Genomic DNA, 17,461 nt, shown 5'->3' on the forward strand with positions numbered 1-17,461 from the left:
GGGTGTAGCGTAGCCCGGTCATCGCGCCTCGTTTGGGACGAGGAGGTCGCAGGTTCGAATCCTGCCACCCCGACAAAAACACGATTCATTTTTTTAATGAATTGTGTTTTTTTGTTTGATAGCATAATTTTATTTTTAGTAAAATACTATTTTCACATAAAAACTCTCAAATGCTATTTAAAAATACAATCCTTTCATTTTTTGCCTACGCTAGTTATAACTATATAACTTTTTAACGCACAAATGTTGGATGGAAATCTACGGACAAAAACCAATAATGAATTATTCATGTTTTTTTCTGTTTTTACTTTTCAAATCAACTTGTTATAAATGCAACCATAGCTCTTGTCGTTTCTAGAAAGGTATTGAACAATAGTATGTGACTTGAATTGCTCGTTATCAAAATAAAGAGTATCGATCTAGTGCTTTTCTCGAATAAATACATCTCGATTTTAAAAAGAATTGGTAGCACTATCCTCAATCCACACATACATCAACTATCTCCTCATAATGAAATTACCTAAAATTAAAATTCTATAAAGCAGTCATATAAAAGTTTATATTTTAATTTATAATCGTAAGCAGATACACATATAACGAATGCCTACGTACGTTTAGATAATGGCGAAAAAGTGAAGAAAACTATTTTCAACACAAACACAAAATGCTTTTACAGCATCTATATGTACTATTATCAAACAATTAAAACACAATTTCATCATTTAAAACACCTACTTTCAACTAGACCTTCATGTTTTATTTTTATTAAACTCATTAAAAACCATATTTTTAAAAAAAATTATGTGTAATTTGACAATTAATAAACTGTTATAAACCACATAAAATTAAAGTTCTAAGTAATGTTTGAAAATAAAAAAGAATGTACTTTAATAACTTAAAACGTATAGATCTATGGAAAAGAAGAACATCTTACCAATCTTCTCCTCATATCATTTAGAATCAACCTTTTACGACGAAGTTTTTAAAGGTAATAATGAAGTGAGAAATACTTACACTGAGTTATTTAAACTCTTTAATGAATATCAGGTAGAAGATTTTCAAATGTTAAATGAAAAAGCAAAAGTTTCTTTTTTAAACCAAGGGATTACCTTTCAGGTTTATAATAAGACAACTGTTGAAAAAGTATTCCCATTTGACTTATTTCCGAAAATCATTACTGCCAGTGAATGGAGTCATATAGAAAATGGTGCCTTGCAAAGAAGTAGGGCATTGAATTTGTTTTTACATGATGTTTATCACAAACAACAAATCATTAAAGATGGAATAGTTCCTCTTGAATTGATTTCCAGTTCTGAAAACTATCTAAAACAAATGATAGACATAGAACCACCTGGTGGTATATACAACCACATTTCTGGTACAGATGTCATCAAACACTCTGATGGGGAGTATTATGTTTTAGAAGACAATATTCGTTGTCCTTCAGGTGTCAGTTATGTAGTTAGTAACAGGGTTGCTTCTAAAAGAGCTTTGTTTGGTGTTTTTAACAAATACCCTACACATTCTGTAGCCAACTACTCCGAAAACTTACTAGATATTATGCAATCTGTAAAACCTATTGGTGTAGATATTCCAACATGTGTAGTGATAACTCCAGGTATATACAACTCTGCGTACTATGAACATTCTTTTCTTGCAAAATCTATGGGGATAGAGCTTGTTGAAGGTAGAGATTTGTTTGTAGAAAACGATTTTGTTTACATGAAAACCATCTACGGTCCTGTTAGAGTAGATGTAGTTTACAGAAGAATAGACGATGCCTTTTTAGATCCAAAAGTATTTTCTCCAGATTCTGTATTAGGAGTGCCTGGTATTTTTGAAGCCTATAGAAAAGGAAATGTAACCTTAGTAAATGCACCTGGTACAGGAGTTGCTGATGACAAAGCAATCTATACATACATGCCTCAAATCATCAAATATTATTTAGACGAAGAACCTATTTTAAACAACGTTTACACGTACCACTGTAGCAGACCTAAAGAACTTGAATTTGTATTGAACAATATAGATAAGTTGGTTGTAAAACCTGTAGATGAATCTGGTGGTTACGGTATCTCTATTGGTAACAAATTGACCAAAGAGGAAATTGAAAAAGTTAAAAAAGTTATCAAAGAAAACCCTCGTAAATACATTGCCCAACCTATTATGGCCTTGTCTACTCACGCAACATTTATAGAAGATGAAAAATGTTTTGAACCAAGGCATGTAGATTTAAGAACCTTTACACTTTTAGGAAAAGATCAAAGTTTTGTCTTAAAAGGTGGGTTGACACGTGTAGCATTACAAAAAGGAAATTTAATCGTAAACTCATCACAAGGTGGTGGATCTAAGGATACTTGGGTTTTAAAATAGTAGAATTATGTTAGCAAGAGTAGCCAACAATTTATTCTGGATGGGAAGATATCTAGAAAGAACTGAACACATCGCAAGATTTATAAATGTAAATTATTTTTCGTCATTAGACGCTCCTAATGAAACTTCTCAGTCTAGACAATTTGTCTTAAATTCTATTTTACGAATGGTAGATGACGAGCCTGACAATGATGAGTTTTTAGACGAAAAAACGGTCTTGTTTGATACTGTATTGAACACCGAAAACTTGTACTCTATCACTAGTTGTTTTAGAATGGCAAGGGAAAATGCTTCTGGAGCCAGAGATTTAATTTCTAGTGAATTGTTTGAATCTATCAACAAACTACATCACTACATCAACAACTTTGACACAAATATTTTCTTGGAAAGAGGTTTGGATGAGTTTACTAGCAATATTTCAAAAGCTATTTCTACCATCAAAGGTAAAATAGTAACCACCATGATGCACAATGAAGTTTACAATATTATTATGTTAGGTGTTCATCTAGAACGTGCAAATATTGTAATACGTGTGATAGATACAAAGCACCAAGATGCTATGTTGACTAGAGAAGAAATAAGCTACAAAACAAGTTACGAATGGACTACTTTGTTAAAATGTATCCAATCTTTTGACATGATGAAAAGGCATTACAAAAAAGTACCTATCAGCAAGGATACTTTGGATTTTTTAATTCTAAATCCTCAATGTCCTAAATCTGTACTCAAATGTTTAAAAAATGCCAAATGCAATATTGACAGCTTAAACAAACACGACAATCTTGCTTCTGCTTTTTTAATTGGTAAAATAACTGCAGAATATTCCTACAAATCCATTGATGAAATAGAGACTAGTTTTAATGATTTTATTCAAAAAATCATCAGAGAAATCAATTATATATGTGAAAGTATTGAAGAAGAACTCTTTGGAGCTTAACAAAATTACACTACAAAAAGCTGTTACATTCTGTAACAGCTTTTCTTTTTTACACACTTTTATAAAGCATTGTCTTTACTTATCACACCATTGTAAAAAATTATAAACATTCCATCTACAAGCTGTAAAAAAAAATTAATTTAGCGACTCATAAATTCTAAAACTATAGAAACATGTCAGATACTATTGAAAGAATTAAATGCTTGATTATTGGATCAGGTCCTGCAGGATATACTGCCGCTATCTATGCATCTAGAGCAGACTTAAAGCCTGTAATGTATACCGGAATGCAAATGGGTGGACAGTTAACCACAACTACCGAAGTTGACAACTTTCCTGGTTATCCTGACGGTACAGATGGTACTGCTATGATGGAAGACTTGAAAAAACAAGCGGAACGTTTTGGAACAGAAGTTCGTTTTGGATTGGCTACCACCGTTAATTTTAGTGATGAAATAGGTGGAATTCATAAAATAACCATTGATGGAACTAAAGAAATTGAAGCTGAGACTGTTATTATTACAACAGGAGCAACAGCCAAATATTTAGGGCTAGAAAGCGAAGAAAGATTGAAAGGTGGTGGAGTTTCTGCTTGTGCTACTTGTGATGGTTTCTTTTACCGAAAACAAGACGTAATTGTTGTAGGAGCTGGAGATACCGCTGCAGAAGAAGCTACGTACTTGGCTAATATATGTAACAAAGTTACCATGTTGGTTCGTAAAGATGTAATGAGAGCTTCTAAAGCTATGGTGCACAGAGTAAACAAAACAGAAAACATTGAAGTATTGTACAATACCGAATTGGACGAAGTTTTAGGAGACAATGTTGTAGAAGGTGTTAGAGTGGTAAACAACCAAACACAAGACAAACATGAAATTGCTGTAACCGGAGTATTTATTGCCATTGGTCACACACCAAATACTGAAATTTTTAAAGGTCAATTGGATATGGATGAAACTGGTTATTTGGTAACCAAAGGTAAATCTACCAAAACCAACAAACCTGGAGTTTTTGCTGCAGGAGATGTACAAGATCATGAATACCGACAAGCAGTAACCGCTGCTGGTACAGGTTGTATGGCTGCTTTAGATGCTGAACGTTACTTAGGAAGTTTAGAATAAAAACTATCCAACATATTTTCACTTAAAAAAAGTTACACAGAAGTGTAACTTTTTTTATGCCTTATTCTACAAAAAAGTTGATTCTTATTAATTTAGCAACAATACGTTCTTATTTACGTTTCTATTTTTATAGCTTTCGTAACAGATAAAAAAAATAAACATGCGTTTTTCTTCTTTTTCTAAATCAAAAATAAATTCTTTTCTAAAAATAATCGCTTTTGGAGTGATGGGCTGCTGCTTGCTTTTATTTCTAAGCTCTTTGGTTTTTGATATTGTTTTAAAAAACAAACTTACTAAGATAGATCATCTTACTACTCAAAAGATTAAAACGTCATGGCATTGCCAAAGCGTGTCTCTAGAAAATATAAATTATTCTAAAAAAGACACATTAGACATTCAGGTTGAACATCTAAACCTGATTGATATTGAATGGATAGATTTACTGCTGAATCATAAAATTAAATTTAAAAAAATAACTGGGAGCAATGGTAGTTACAAATCGCATCATCAACTCCAAAAAAACAAAAGTACTTTTGATATTTCCGATTATCTATTTTCTGTTAACAAATTAAAATTGAATAATTTTAACATTTCAATCAATCATGAAAATCTTAATTTAGGAGCATCTAATAATAGTCTTGGGATAGAAAATTTGATAGTATCCAAAAACAACATTTCTTTTGACAATGTGAAATTTGAATCTCATCAACTGGAAATGAATGCTAAAAAAAGTGCATATCAACTAAGTTTAGACTCTATTTCTTTGGATCAAAAAAACACGTATCTCTACAGTTTTAATATGCAGCCCAAATTCACCAAAAAACAATGGGAACAAAAATTTACATACAAAAAACCCAGAACCATAGTAAAAATCCCTGTTATTAAAATTGACCATATAGACTACGATAAACTCTTAAACAAGCAACAGGTTGATATTGATGAAATTGTACTACAAGATGCTTTTTTAAAAGTTTTAACCAATGAAAATAAAAAGCCAGACCCAGCAGCGTACAAACCTTTTTTACAAGAACTTTTATTAACATGTCCAATTCCACTAGACATCAAACAAATACTTCTTAAAAACAATCGAATTGATATTGACATCAAAAGCAAATCAACAAAAAATTACGGACTGGTTTATTTTAACAAAATAAATGCCATTATAAAAAATATTCAAAACAAAGAAAATCATATTATAAACACTAAATTACATGCACAGGTTTTAGGTAAAAGTCGCCTTGATCTAGATATCGATTTTCATACGCAACCCAAGCTATCTCCATATACCATTAAAGGAAAAATGGCTGCCTTTAACTTTGATATATTCAATGGTTTTTTGTATTTATACCAAAGAATTAAAATAACTTCTGGACAATGTGATCGGTTGGAATTTACCATCAATGGTAATAACAATTTGGCTTCAGGAAAAATAACACTAGATTACCAAAACATAAAAATGGGATTGTTAGAAGATGGCACAAAATACAACATCAAAGACCTTCCTTCTTTTTTAATCAACAAGCTCCTTATCAACACACACAATACACCTGGAGATACAAAGTATAAAAAAGGAAAAATGTATTACCTCAGACCTAAAAACAGATCTATGTTTCACAGTTGGTGGTATACACTTAGAAGCGGTTTTCAATCGGTAATATTGCCAAACTTGGTAAACCCAGACGAATTAGATAATTAAAAAAACATGAATACAAACTTAGCCGTTTTAATAGATGGAGACAATATACCATCATCTCCCGTTAAAGAAATGATGGAGGAAATAGCCAAATACGGAAACCCGACCATTAAAAGAATTTATGGAGACTGGACCAAACCTCACTTAGGAAAATGGAAAGATATATTATTAGAAAACGCCATCACTCCTATTCAACAATACGCGTACACCACTGGTAAAAATGCCACGGATTCTGCCATGATTATTGATGCCATGGACATTTTATATTCCGAAAAAGTTCAAGGATTTTGTTTGGTTTCTAGCGATAGTGATTTTACCAAATTAGCAACTAGACTAAGAGAAGCGGGTATGCAAGTCATAGGAATTGGAGAAAAAAAGACTCCTACTCCATTTATTGTCGCTTGTGATAAATTTATTTATATAGAAGTATTACGAAAAATACAAGACAAGAAAGAAAATACAAAAACATCTGAAAAAGATAATTTTGACAACATTAGTCCTAAAATCATCAAAATGATAAAGGCAACTATTTCTGATGTTTCCGATGATGATGGTTGGGCATTTTTAGGAGATGTAGGTAGTTTGTTACAAAAAAAACGTCCTAGTTTTGACTCAAGAAACTACGGATTTGAAAAGTTAACACCAATGATGAATGCAATTGATGAGTTTGAAATAGAACAAAGAGAAACCCCTAAAAGTAGACATAAACTTATTTTTGTGAAAAATAAATAACAATTCATAAAAACAATTACATTTGCTCGGTTATCATCAATTTGAATCATGTTAAAAATTAAAAGGTTCCCTGCCGAATGGGAACCACAAAGTTTTATACAATTTACCTTTCCTCACGCTGAAAGTGACTGGGCTTATATGTATACGGAAGTGGTTGCCTGTTTTGTAAATATTATAGAAGCTACCGCACGTTTTCAACCTGTTTTAATAGGATGTCATGATATAAAAGAAGTAAAATCTTACTTTAAAAAAGAGGCTGAGTTCCCCTTGCTTTTTGTAGCAATAAAATCTAATGATACTTGGGCTAGAGACCATGCAGCCATTACTATTATAGAAGATGAGAAACCTATTTTATTGGACTTTATTTTTAATGGTTGGGGACAAAAATTTGAAGCGGAATTGGACAATATCATTACGGAACAATTAGGAAAAACCGTTTTTAATAATTTAAATATAAAATCGCTAGATTTTGTATTGGAGGGTGGAGCCATAGAATCAGACGGACAAGGAACTTTGTTAACAACCTCAGAATGCTTGTTATCTAAATTCCGTAACCCAAACATGACCAAAGAAGAAATAGAAACCTATCTAAAAAACACTTTGGGACTTGAAAAAATATTGTGGTTAGATTATGGTTATTTAGCTGGTGATGATACAGATTCTCATATTGATACCTTAGCAAGGTTTTGCAATCAAAATACAATTGCTTATGTAAAATGTGAGGATGAAAATGATGAACATTACCAAGCTTTACAACAAATGGAAACGCAATTAAAAACGTTTACCAATCATAAAAATGAATCCTATAATTTAATTCCATTGCCTTGGCCAAATGCTTGTTTTGATAGTGATGGAGAACGCATTCCTGCCACCTATGCTAATTTTTTAATCGTAAACGGTGGAGTGTTGGTTCCAACATACAATGTTCCTCAGGATCAAGAAGCTTTAGCTATCCTTCAAGAAGTTTTTCCAGACAGGAAAGTTGCAGGATTAGATTGCAATGCTTTAATTCAACAACACGGATCTTTGCACTGTATTAGCATGCAATATCCTGAGCAAGTGAAATTAAATATTTCTTAGTATTTTTATTTTAGTATTTAACATATTATAATGAGCAAATTAAACGTTGGAATTGTACAACAATCTTGTACAACAGACAAACAAGACAACATCAACAAATCTATAGCAGGTATTAAACAATGTGCTAAGGACGGTGCTGAGTTGGTAGTTCTGCAAGAATTGCACACAGGAATTTATTTTTGTCAAGCAGAAGAGGTAGAAATGTTTGAATGGGCTGAACCTTTTCCAGGTTCTTCTTACAATCAGTTCTCTGCTATTGCCAAGGAATTAAATATTGTTTTGGTAACTTCTTTGTTTGAAAAAAGAGCTCCAGGAATTTATCATAATACAGCCGTAGTTTTTGAAAAAGATGGAACCGAAGCAGGAAGATATAGAAAAATGCACATTCCTGACGATCCTGCTTATTATGAGAAATTTTACTTTACACCAGGTGATTTAGGCTTTACTCCTATTCAGACCTCTGTAGGTAAATTGGGTGTTTTAATTTGTTGGGATCAATGGTATCCAGAAGCAGCTAGATTGATGGCTATGGCAGGTGCAGAAGTATTGATTTACCCAACAGCTATTGGTTATGAAAGTACTGATACCGATGCCGAAAAAGCTCGTCAAAGAGATGCTTGGATGATTTCTCAAAGAGGACATTCAGTAGCAAACGGACTGCCTGTAATTTCTGTAAACCGTGTAGGTTTTGAAAAAGATTGGACAAGTGTTACCAACGGAATAGAATTTTGGGGTACTAGTTTTATAACAGGCCCACAAGGAGAAGTTTTATGGGAAGGAACTCAAAAAGACGAAATCAATAAGGTAATTACGATTGACAAACAAAAAACAGAGGATGTAAGAAGAATATGGCCTTTCTTTAGAGACAGACGTATTGATGCTTATGGTGATATTACCAAAAGATATATTGATTAAATTCTTTAGTTCCTGTAGTTTCATAAAAATTACAGGGGCTTTTTTATGAAACTTAGTGTCAGGTAATAAATTATTATTTAAAATCACCTTTATAATATCTTAATCGTCTAACTTTACCCTCTTAAATTTTCATTATTATCATGAGAAAAGAAGTTATTAGAAAAGGATATTACAACCTAGTTTTAAACACAATTTTGGTTGTTTTTTTAGCTACACTTTTAGGTTATTCTTTAAAAAACAGTACTGCTTTTTTTGAAGAATCTTTGTTAGAAAAAGTTCATCATTTTCCCATCTTTTATTTCTTCCTACCCTCTATAGGAATTACCATCATTTACTTTACAAGAAAACATCTATTCAAGGGAAAACAAAACAAAGGAATTAAAGAGGTTTATAATACGCTTGAAAACAGAAAAGATGAACTGCCTTTTTATAAAATTCCATCACATTACATCAACGGATTTTTAACGGTGGTTTTTGGAGGTTCTACAGGTGTAGAAGTTTCTACCGTAGTAGCCACTGCCGCTATAGGAAGTGCTGTTTACAAAAAAGAAAAAGTAGCCAATACTTATAAAACTGAATTAATTTGTGCGGGTGTCGCAGCCGGAGTTACTACTTTGTTCGGAAGTCCTATTGCAGGACTTTTATTTGCTATAGAAGTGATTTCTCGTAAAGTAACCAAAACCATCTTTTTAAGTTGTGTTATTTCTATTACCATCGCTCAAACATTCATGTATTTTTTTGACAACAATAAATTGTTTGATTTTGAAGTTTTTCATTGGAAGTATCAAGCCATCCCATATATGGTTTTACTAAGTATTTTAGCTGGTATTATTGCTGTCTTTTTTACCAAAAGTGTCATTTTCATCAAATCTGCCTTTGGCAAAATAAAAAACAATTTCATTAGAGTAAATACAGGGGCCTTGTTGGTAGGAACTGCTATTTTTATGTTTCCTGCTTTATACGGAGACAGTTACCATGCCATTCCAGAATTATTACACACTGATTATCAAACTATTTCTATTGGATTTTTATTATCGCTTGTTCTGATTGTATTTTTAAAACCATTAGCAGCTTCTCTTACATTAGGAGCTGGAGGAGATGGTGGTGTATTTGCTCCTAGTATTGTAACAGGTGCTATCTTGGGAATTTTTGTAGCTTTATTTTGTAATCATTATTTTAAAACAGAATTAATCGTATTAAATTTTGCATTAATTGGAGCTGCAGCCATGTTAAGTGCAGCTATACACGCTCCTTTAACAGCATTGTTTTTAACTTGTAATATTGTAGACAATGGTTTTGCTTTGTTTTTACCTTTATTAGTTGGGGTTTTTATAGCCAAATTAATGGCTTCTTTTTTATGTAAACATACTGTGTATAGCTATGAAAAAGGATACAAAAAACTATCCATCCATCTAAAGTAATTAACCTCTGACAATCAATATTGTAGATCTATTTTTTTCATCAAAAAAAAACAACTATTTTTAATTGTAATTTGAAAAAAAAATTACATTTGCCGAAAATTATAAATCAATTTAACAACATTAAAAATGTCTAAAGTTTTAATCATTGGTGCTGGTGGAGTTGGTAGCGTTGTTGCACAAAAGTGTGCTGCTTCTCCTGAAGTTTTTTCTGAAATTATGTTAGCAAGCAGAACAAAATCTAAATGTGATGCGATTGCTGCTTTAATTAAGGATAGAAAAATTGAAACCGCACAAGTGGATGCCGATAACGTACCAGAATTGGTTGCGTTATTAAATGAGTTTCAACCAGAATTGGTCATCAACGTTGCGTTGCCATATCAGGATTTAACCATTATGGATGCTTGTTTAGAAACAGGTGTTAACTATTTAGATACTGCAAACTACGAACCTAAAGATGAGGCGAAGTTTGAGTATAGCTGGCAATGGGCATATCAAGAAAAATTTAAAGAAAAAGGATTGACCGCTATTTTAGGTTGTGGTTTTGATCCTGGTGTAACTAGTATTTATACTGCGTATGCTGCCAAACATCACTTTGATGAAATTCACTATTTAGATATTGTGGACTGTAACGCGGGTGATCATGGAAAGGCATTTGCTACTAACTTTAACCCTGAAATCAACATCCGTGAAGTGATTCAAAAAGGACGTTATTGGGAAAATGGGCGATGGGTAGAAACAGAACCGCATGAAATTAAACAAGCTTTAAATTACCCTAACATTGGTCCTAAAAACTCTTATGTTATTTATCATGAGGAATTAGAATCTTTGGTTAAAAACTTTCCAACCTTAAAACGTGCTCGTTTCTGGATGACTTTTGGTGATGAATATTTAACGCATTTACGTGTCATTCAAAATATTGGTATGGCTAGTATTGAGCCAATCATGTATAAAGGTGTAGAAATTGTTCCTTTACAATTCTTAAAAGAAACCTTACCGAAACCAGAAGAATTAGCGGATGGTTATACAGGTGAGACTTCTATTGGTTGTAGAATTAAAGGAATTAAAGACGGACAAGAAAAAACGTATTACGTTTGGAACAACTGTAAACACCAAGATGCTTTTGATGATGTATCATCTCAAGGAGTTTCTTACACCACAGGAGTACCTGCTATGTTAGGAGCTATGATGTTTTTAACAGGAAAGTGGAAAAAACCTGGAGTGTACAACGTAGAAGAATTCAACCCAGATCCATTTATGGAATTGATTGGTCAATACGGATTGCCTTGGCAAGAAGAGATCAATGGTAATTTAGAAATGAACTATTAATATATCAAACAACATTTGGTTTACAGCCAAATACAATGTTTACTAAAATATAGGTAGTAGGTATTTCTTTTAAAGAACTACTTACTACCTTTTTCTTTTTATAAAAATGATAGACTACAACCAAATTCCCTCTTCTTCTTTTGTACTAGATGAAGAATTGTTACGTAACAATTTAAGTTTGATTAAAAACGTGCAAGACCAAGCAGGTATAGAAATTATTCTTGCTTTTAAAGGTTTTGCTATGTGGGGAGCCTTCCCTATTGTTCGTGAATATATAAAAGGAGCAACCGCTAGCTCTTTATACGAAGCTCGTTTGTGTTTTGAAGAAATGAAAACCAAAGCACATACTTATGCCGCTGCTTATGTTCCTGAAGAATTTGAGGAATTAATGAGTTACAGTTCTCATATTGTATTCAACTCTGTGTCACAATTTCATAAATATTATGAGCAAACACTTACTGCTGGTCATAAAATTTCTTGTGGAATTAGAATCAACCCAGAACAAAGTGATGTGGAAGTAGATTTATACAATCCTAGCTCTCCAAAATCAAGATTGGGAGTGTTAAAAGATTTTATGCCCGAAGCATTACCAAAAGGTGTAGAAGGATTGCATTTTCATGTGTTGTGCGAATCAGATTCTTATAGCTTAGAAAAAACGTTAGTTGCTTTAGAAGAAAGATTTGGAGAATATTTACATCAAATCAAGTGGATCAATATGGGTGGCGGTCATTTAATGACTCGTAAAGGTTATGACACCGAGCATTTAATCAACCTATTAAAAGCTTTTAAAGAAAAATACAACATCCATATTCTCTTAGAACCAGGGAGTGCTTTTGCATGGGAAACAGGAGTTTTAACGGCTCAAGTATTAGACATCGTTCCTAGTAGAGGAGTTACCACTGCTTTGTTAGATGTTTCTTTTACAGCTCACATGCCAGATACTTTAGAAATGCCTTACAGACCCAAAATTGTTGGAGCATCAGATCCTGATGAAAATAGCAAATTTGTGTATCGATTAGGAGGAACTAGCTGTTTGGCTGGTGATTTTATGGAAGAATATGCTTTTGAAAAAGGATTAAACATAGGAGATCAGATTATTTTTAAAGATATGATTCATTATACAATGGTAAAAACGAGCATGTTTAACGGAGTCAAACATCCTGACATTTGTATATGGACTATTGACAAGACCCTGAAAACGCTGCGTAAATTCGGCTATAATGATTATAAAAGTAGACTTTCCTAATAGCATACTGTATATCAGAAAAGTACAGTTAAAAATAAAATAGTTTTTATGATAGATGATGGTTTATTTATTCTACCTTGCAGACTTTAAAAATATACATTTATTATTATGAGTAACGGTACAGTAAAGTTTTTCAACGATTCAAAAGGTTATGGATTTATTACTCCAGACGATGGAAGTAAAGATGTGTTTGTTCACATTAATGGTTTAACTGATGAAATCGCTGAGGGAGACAAAGTTTCTTTTGACGTTGAAGAAGGTCGTAAAGGATTAAACGCAGTAAACGTACAAGTTATCTAATTTGATTCCTTTACTATAAAGTTTAAACGAAAAACCTATCATTCATTTGATGGGTTTTTTTGTGTTTATACACATCTGATTTTAAATTTTATTATTGCAACTATTAAAACCGACTAAACACAAAAATTGTATTTAGTCGGTTTTTAACAAATTATAATTTGAGTCTCTTAATCTACAATCTCATTGTTCTTGTTCACTCTTAACCCGTACCAAGCTATGTACACAAAACAAAACAAGGGTAAGATAAAAGAGATATTAACTTCTGAAACTCCTAATACTTTAACATCCGCTACTCCATTACCACCAGCATCAATAATAATTCCTTGTAGTTTTGGCATCAAAGCACCACCAACAATAGCCATAATCAAACCTGCTGATCCAATTTTTGACTGTTCTTCTGTCAATCCTCCCAACGCAATACCATAAATAGTAGGAAACATTAAAGACATAAAAAACGAAATAGCAACCAAGCAATACAACCCTACCCTACCTTCTATAAAAATGGTAAAAAGTGTAAAAACACCTCCAAAAACGGCAAACATCATTAGTAGTTTTCCAGCATTAACAAATCTTAACAGATAAGTACCAATGGCACGTCCTACGGTAAAAAGCACAAAAGCTGCCATTTGATAATAACCAGCCGTTACACTATCAATACCAATAGCTTCAGAATATTGATATATATACGTCCAACACATAATTAAACATCCCATGTGAAAAATTTGCGCTAAAACCCCTAAAACATATTTTTTATTCTTTGAAAGAATCTTAAATGTATAGCCTATTTTAGGTAAAGCTCCTTCTTCTTTAGACTGAGGCATTTTACTAACTACAAACAACGTAAAAACACCAATAAGCACCAATCCTAAAATAACATACGGGTTTCTAATCACTAACAAGTCAGATGTTTTTACCAGTATTTTTGAAACTTCATCCAAAGAACTAAAATCATCAATATCATCACTTTTTAAATTCTTTAACACAAACTGTTGTGCTACAAACAAACCAGCAATCAACCCTATAGGATTGAAAGCTTGAGCCAAATTTAAACGTTGAGTTGCTGTTTCTTTAGGTCCCATAGCCAAAGCATAAGGATTTGCTGCTGTTTCTAAAAATGCCAACCCAAAGGTTAACACATACAATCCTACACAAAAAAACCAAAATTGCTCAGTAATAGCTGCAGGATAAAATAACAATGCACCTGTTGCATACAAGCCTAAACCTATTAAAATTCCTACCTTATAAGAGTATTTTCTCATAAACATAGCTGCAGGTAAAGCCATACAAAAATAACCTCCATAAAAAGCCATCTGTACCCAAGCAGCCTGTGAGTTAGACAACTCTAATACCTTTTTAAAAGCTTGCACCATAGGATCGGTAACTGCATTTGCAAATCCCCACAAAGCAAATAAAGAAGTCACCAACACAAAAGGAATTATCATCTTCTTAGGTACTACTGATATATTTTGTTGCATATTCATTTTTTGAATTTAATTTTTAAGAATCATGAAACTAACTCATATATAACATATAATATCAATTTTTTCGACAAATGATAGATCTAGCAATCTAAACGATACAAGTTAGCCCATTAAAGATTTTTTTAATAAAAAATAAAATCATCGTATGTATTAAAAAGAAGAGAGACTTGTTTAAAATATCTTCGCTTTTACATATATTTCAAGTAAATCTATAAAAGCCACCAAATATGTCTAGCACAAACGCATCAATTGCAGGAAACAAAAACAAATCTCTAGTTCCTATTTTAATTATAGCTGGACTTTTTTTCATTTTTGGATTTGTTACATGGATCAACGGAGCTTTGATTCCTTTTATGAAAGCTATCAATGAATTAACTTCTGCACAGTCTCTTTTAGTAGCTTCTGCTTCCTACATTTCTTTTGTGGTTATGGCAATACCCGCTTCCTACATTTTAAACAAAATTGGATACAAGAAAGGAATGTCTTTAGGCCTGTTTGTAATGGGAATTGGAGCCTTGGTTTTTATTCCTGCTGCAGAAGCTAGAACGTATTGGATGTTTTTAACAGGAATCTTTATTCAAGGAGCTGGAATGACTTTATTACAAACAGCGTCAAATCCGTATATTACTATTTTAGGTCCTATTGAAAGTGCTGCCAAAAGAATTGCTATTATGGGAATTGCCAACAAAGTAGCTGGAGCTTTAGGATCTATTATTTTTGGAGCCTTGTTACTATCTGGTATTGATGAAATTCAAGAAAAACTTCTTATTGTAACAAATTCTGAAAAATCAGAACTCTTAAATACCATGGCAGATAGTGTGGTAATTCCATACATTGTAATGGCTATTGTATTATTTGCACTTGGAGTTTTGATTAGAAAAGCTCCATTACCAAATGTAGAAGCAGAGCCTATTGAAGAGTCACAAGATGGAACAACAAACAAAACTAGTATTTTTCAATTCCCTCATTTATGGTTAGGAGTTTTTACGTTATTTATGTACGTGGGAGTAGAAGTAATTGCTGGAGATACGATTATTGCCTATGGTATTTCATTAGGAATTCCTGCTATGGATGCTAAATTCTTTACCACATTTACTTTAATGGCCATGGTAGCCACCTATGCATTAGGTGCTGTATTAATTCCAAAATATTTAAGCCAAACAACTGCTTTAAAAATAAGTGCATTGTTAGGGATTCTTTTCTCTTTTTGTATTGTATTAACTACAGAATTTACTTCTGTTTTATTTGTTGCTGCCCTTGGTATTGCCAATGCCTTAGTTTGGCCAGCTATATGGCCTTTGACACTAAAAGGGTTGGGTAAATTTACAAAAACGGCTTCTGCCCTATTGATAATGGCTATTTCTGGAGGAGCGATTCTTCCTCCATTGTATGGTGAATTAGTTGACAGCAACAAAGCAACCTATCTTGCACAAGGGATGAATGATGCTATGGCAACTGCGAATGCAGCTACAAAAGGATATTGGATTCTACTACCTTGTTATATAATTATCTTATACTACGCTATGTATGGACATAAACTAGGATTGAAAAAATAAAACCTAAAAGACAAAAACGATCAAATAATTGATTGTTTTTTGTCTTTTAAATATTGATAGTAACTTAGTATATTCACAAACAGAATTATGAATAAACTCAAAAATTGTTTTAACTACCTACTACTCTTTGTTAATTTTATAATTCTTTTGGATTTTTTTCTACCTAAAAAAATTAAGGAAGAAAAAATTATAGCCATCTCTACTAAAAAACAGAACTATCACAATGCTGCCAGAAATTTTCATCTTACACACAAAGTAAAAACGGCAAACTATCACTTTTATGTATCCGATGATTTTAAGAGCACAACTACCATAGGACAATCAGTTGCTTTAAAGATTTCTCCTATCTTCCAAAAAACACACGTTTATAAAAACCTGGCTACTCAGACTCAAGGAATGTATTCACTTCGCCTTTTTTCTGGATTTATTTTTCCGATTTTCAGCATACCCATCACGATCTGTAATATTTATGACAAATTAAAAACGATAGCTCTTATAATGGTACCTATTTTATTTATCGACTTGATATACCTTCTCTTTTATTAAATCAATTGGATTCAAGATCTATTTACAATTTTTTTGTTATCAAATCCAACCAACCAGTTATTCTTTCCTCATTTAAATGCGATTCATTGTCATTGTCCAAAGCCAAACCGTAAAAATAAGCCTCATCATTTGGAATAATTGCCTTAGAATCTGTATGTCTATATCCATCTACAGGCCATTTTCCAATTACCTCTCCTCCATTTTCTAAAACAACCTCTGCTAACATTCCAACTCCATCAATAAAATACTCTGCATATCCAATTTGATCTCCTAATCCATAAATAGCTACTTTCTTTCCCGTAAAATCAATCGTTTTAAACTCGTCAAAAAAAGTTTCCCAATCACTCTGTAAATCTCCATCATACCAAGTAGACAAACCCAACAAAATAAAATCATAAGGTTTAAAATCTTCTGCTTTTGCTTCTGATATTTCTTTGACTTCTATGTTTTTAAAAGCATCTACAATATCATGCGTCAATTCTTCTGTAATTCCCGTATCCGATCCAAAAAATAATCCAACTGTATGTTCCATTTCTTCCTCTTTAATTGTTCTGAGAATCAAAGTTACTTTATTTTTATTTATTCTTAATAAACTAAATAAAAATACTACTATAGAAATGTGTAAAAAACCATCAAATAGTTGTCACTAAATTCATCGTTTACAGAATTTATTAAAAATATAACACTAAAACTACTTATGATTTTATGATTTTACAAAAATGAAAATATTAAAA

14 protein-coding genes and 1 tRNA gene are annotated in these 17,461 nt (G+C 32.3%); 13 read left to right on the top strand and 2 right to left on the bottom strand.

The features are described 5' to 3' along the window. From Q4548_RS15060 to Q4548_RS15115, 12 genes are all read left to right on the top strand, one after another. Positions 1 to 73, top strand: a tRNA-Pro gene (locus Q4548_RS15060). 839 nt (positions 74 to 912) lie between these two features. Further along, positions 913 to 2,373, top strand: coding sequence for a circularly permuted type 2 ATP-grasp protein (locus Q4548_RS15065; protein ID WP_303456365.1), 1,461 nt, complete (start codon positions 913 to 915; stop codon positions 2,371 to 2,373). A gap of 7 nt (positions 2,374 to 2,380) precedes the next feature. After that, on the top strand, positions 2,381 to 3,310 hold the full coding sequence (locus Q4548_RS15070) for an alpha-E domain-containing protein (protein ID WP_303456368.1): 930 nt from the start codon (positions 2,381 to 2,383) through the stop codon (positions 3,308 to 3,310). A gap of 173 nt (positions 3,311 to 3,483) precedes the next feature. Then, a complete protein-coding gene (trxB, locus tag Q4548_RS15075; protein WP_303456371.1) occupies positions 3,484 to 4,431 on the top strand; it encodes a thioredoxin-disulfide reductase in 948 nt (315 codons plus the stop codon). Between the two features lie 160 nt (positions 4,432 to 4,591). Then, complete coding sequence (locus Q4548_RS15080; protein ID WP_303456372.1) at positions 4,592 to 6,127, top strand: hypothetical protein; 1,536 nt, start codon at positions 4,592 to 4,594, stop codon at positions 6,125 to 6,127. 6 nt (positions 6,128 to 6,133) lie between these two features. Beyond that, a complete protein-coding gene (locus tag Q4548_RS15085) occupies positions 6,134 to 6,856 on the top strand; it encodes an NYN domain-containing protein (RefSeq protein ID WP_303456374.1) in 723 nt (240 codons plus the stop codon). A gap of 48 nt (positions 6,857 to 6,904) precedes the next feature. Next, entirely contained in the window at positions 6,905 to 7,936 is a 1,032-nt protein-coding gene (locus tag Q4548_RS15090; RefSeq protein ID WP_303456377.1) for an agmatine/peptidylarginine deiminase, read from the top strand. 30 nt (positions 7,937 to 7,966) lie between these two features. After that, positions 7,967 to 8,851: a carbon-nitrogen hydrolase gene (locus Q4548_RS15095; RefSeq protein WP_303456380.1), complete on the top strand. Its 885-nt coding sequence runs from the start codon at positions 7,967 to 7,969 to the stop codon at positions 8,849 to 8,851. Between the two features lie 140 nt (positions 8,852 to 8,991). Next, entirely contained in the window at positions 8,992 to 10,272 is a 1,281-nt protein-coding gene (locus tag Q4548_RS15100; RefSeq protein ID WP_303456383.1) for a chloride channel protein, read from the top strand. Between the two features lie 126 nt (positions 10,273 to 10,398). Next, positions 10,399 to 11,598 (top strand): saccharopine dehydrogenase family protein, encoded by a 1,200-nt coding sequence (locus Q4548_RS15105; RefSeq protein WP_303456386.1) that lies wholly within the window; start codon positions 10,399 to 10,401, stop codon positions 11,596 to 11,598. 106 nt (positions 11,599 to 11,704) lie between these two features. Then, complete coding sequence (gene nspC, locus Q4548_RS15110) at positions 11,705 to 12,844, top strand: carboxynorspermidine decarboxylase (protein ID WP_303456389.1); 1,140 nt, start codon at positions 11,705 to 11,707, stop codon at positions 12,842 to 12,844. A gap of 108 nt (positions 12,845 to 12,952) precedes the next feature. Further along, positions 12,953 to 13,144 carry a cold-shock protein gene (locus tag Q4548_RS15115; RefSeq protein ID WP_303456391.1) on the top strand — a complete coding sequence of 64 codons (192 nt, stop codon included), beginning with the start codon at positions 12,953 to 12,955 and terminating at the stop codon, positions 13,142 to 13,144. A gap of 167 nt (positions 13,145 to 13,311) precedes the next feature. Here the strand turns inward: Q4548_RS15115 and fucP are convergent, their stop codons facing one another. Further along, a complete protein-coding gene (gene fucP, locus Q4548_RS15120; RefSeq protein WP_303456393.1) occupies positions 13,312 to 14,625 on the bottom strand; it encodes an L-fucose:H+ symporter permease in 1,314 nt (437 codons plus the stop codon). A 227-nt stretch (positions 14,626 to 14,852) separates the two neighbouring features. Here fucP and Q4548_RS15125 point away from each other — a divergent pair, with 227 nt between their 5' ends. Further along, positions 14,853 to 16,181, top strand: coding sequence for a sugar MFS transporter (locus Q4548_RS15125; RefSeq protein WP_303456395.1), 1,329 nt, complete (start codon positions 14,853 to 14,855; stop codon positions 16,179 to 16,181). A gap of 568 nt (positions 16,182 to 16,749) precedes the next feature. Here Q4548_RS15125 and Q4548_RS15130 read toward each other — a convergent pair. After that, positions 16,750 to 17,259 carry a flavodoxin gene (locus Q4548_RS15130; protein ID WP_303456398.1) on the bottom strand — a complete coding sequence of 170 codons (510 nt, stop codon included), beginning with the start codon at positions 17,257 to 17,259 and terminating at the stop codon, positions 16,750 to 16,752. Positions 17,260 to 17,461 lie beyond the last annotated feature (202 nt).

The organism is Wenyingzhuangia sp. 2_MG-2023, from assembly GCF_030548295.1.
Classification (GTDB): domain Bacteria; phylum Bacteroidota; class Bacteroidia; order Flavobacteriales; family Flavobacteriaceae; genus Wenyingzhuangia.

Bases quoted from the DNA above. Each gene is read 5' to 3' on its own strand.
- Q4548_RS15065 (WP_303456365.1), top strand. From the start codon at position 913: ATGGAAAAGAAGAACATCTTACCAATCTTCTCCTCATATCATTTAGAA.
- Q4548_RS15070 (WP_303456368.1), top strand. From the start codon at position 2,381: ATGTTAGCAAGAGTAGCCAACAATTTATTCTGGATGGGAAGATATCTA.
- trxB (WP_303456371.1), top strand. From the start codon at position 3,484: ATGTCAGATACTATTGAAAGAATTAAATGCTTGATTATTGGATCAGGT.
- Q4548_RS15080 (WP_303456372.1), top strand. From the start codon at position 4,592: ATGCGTTTTTCTTCTTTTTCTAAATCAAAAATAAATTCTTTTCTAAAA.
- Q4548_RS15085 (WP_303456374.1), top strand. From the start codon at position 6,134: ATGAATACAAACTTAGCCGTTTTAATAGATGGAGACAATATACCATCA.
- Q4548_RS15090 (WP_303456377.1), top strand. From the start codon at position 6,905: ATGTTAAAAATTAAAAGGTTCCCTGCCGAATGGGAACCACAAAGTTTT.
- Q4548_RS15095 (WP_303456380.1), top strand. From the start codon at position 7,967: ATGAGCAAATTAAACGTTGGAATTGTACAACAATCTTGTACAACAGAC.
- Q4548_RS15100 (WP_303456383.1), top strand. From the start codon at position 8,992: ATGAGAAAAGAAGTTATTAGAAAAGGATATTACAACCTAGTTTTAAAC.
- Q4548_RS15105 (WP_303456386.1), top strand. From the start codon at position 10,399: ATGTCTAAAGTTTTAATCATTGGTGCTGGTGGAGTTGGTAGCGTTGTT.
- nspC (WP_303456389.1), top strand. From the start codon at position 11,705: ATGATAGACTACAACCAAATTCCCTCTTCTTCTTTTGTACTAGATGAA.
- Q4548_RS15115 (WP_303456391.1), top strand. From the start codon at position 12,953: ATGAGTAACGGTACAGTAAAGTTTTTCAACGATTCAAAAGGTTATGGA.
- fucP (WP_303456393.1), bottom strand. From the start codon at position 14,625: ATGAATATGCAACAAAATATATCAGTAGTACCTAAGAAGATGATAATT.
- Q4548_RS15125 (WP_303456395.1), top strand. From the start codon at position 14,853: ATGTCTAGCACAAACGCATCAATTGCAGGAAACAAAAACAAATCTCTA.
- Q4548_RS15130 (WP_303456398.1), bottom strand. From the start codon at position 17,259: ATGGAACATACAGTTGGATTATTTTTTGGATCGGATACGGGAATTACA.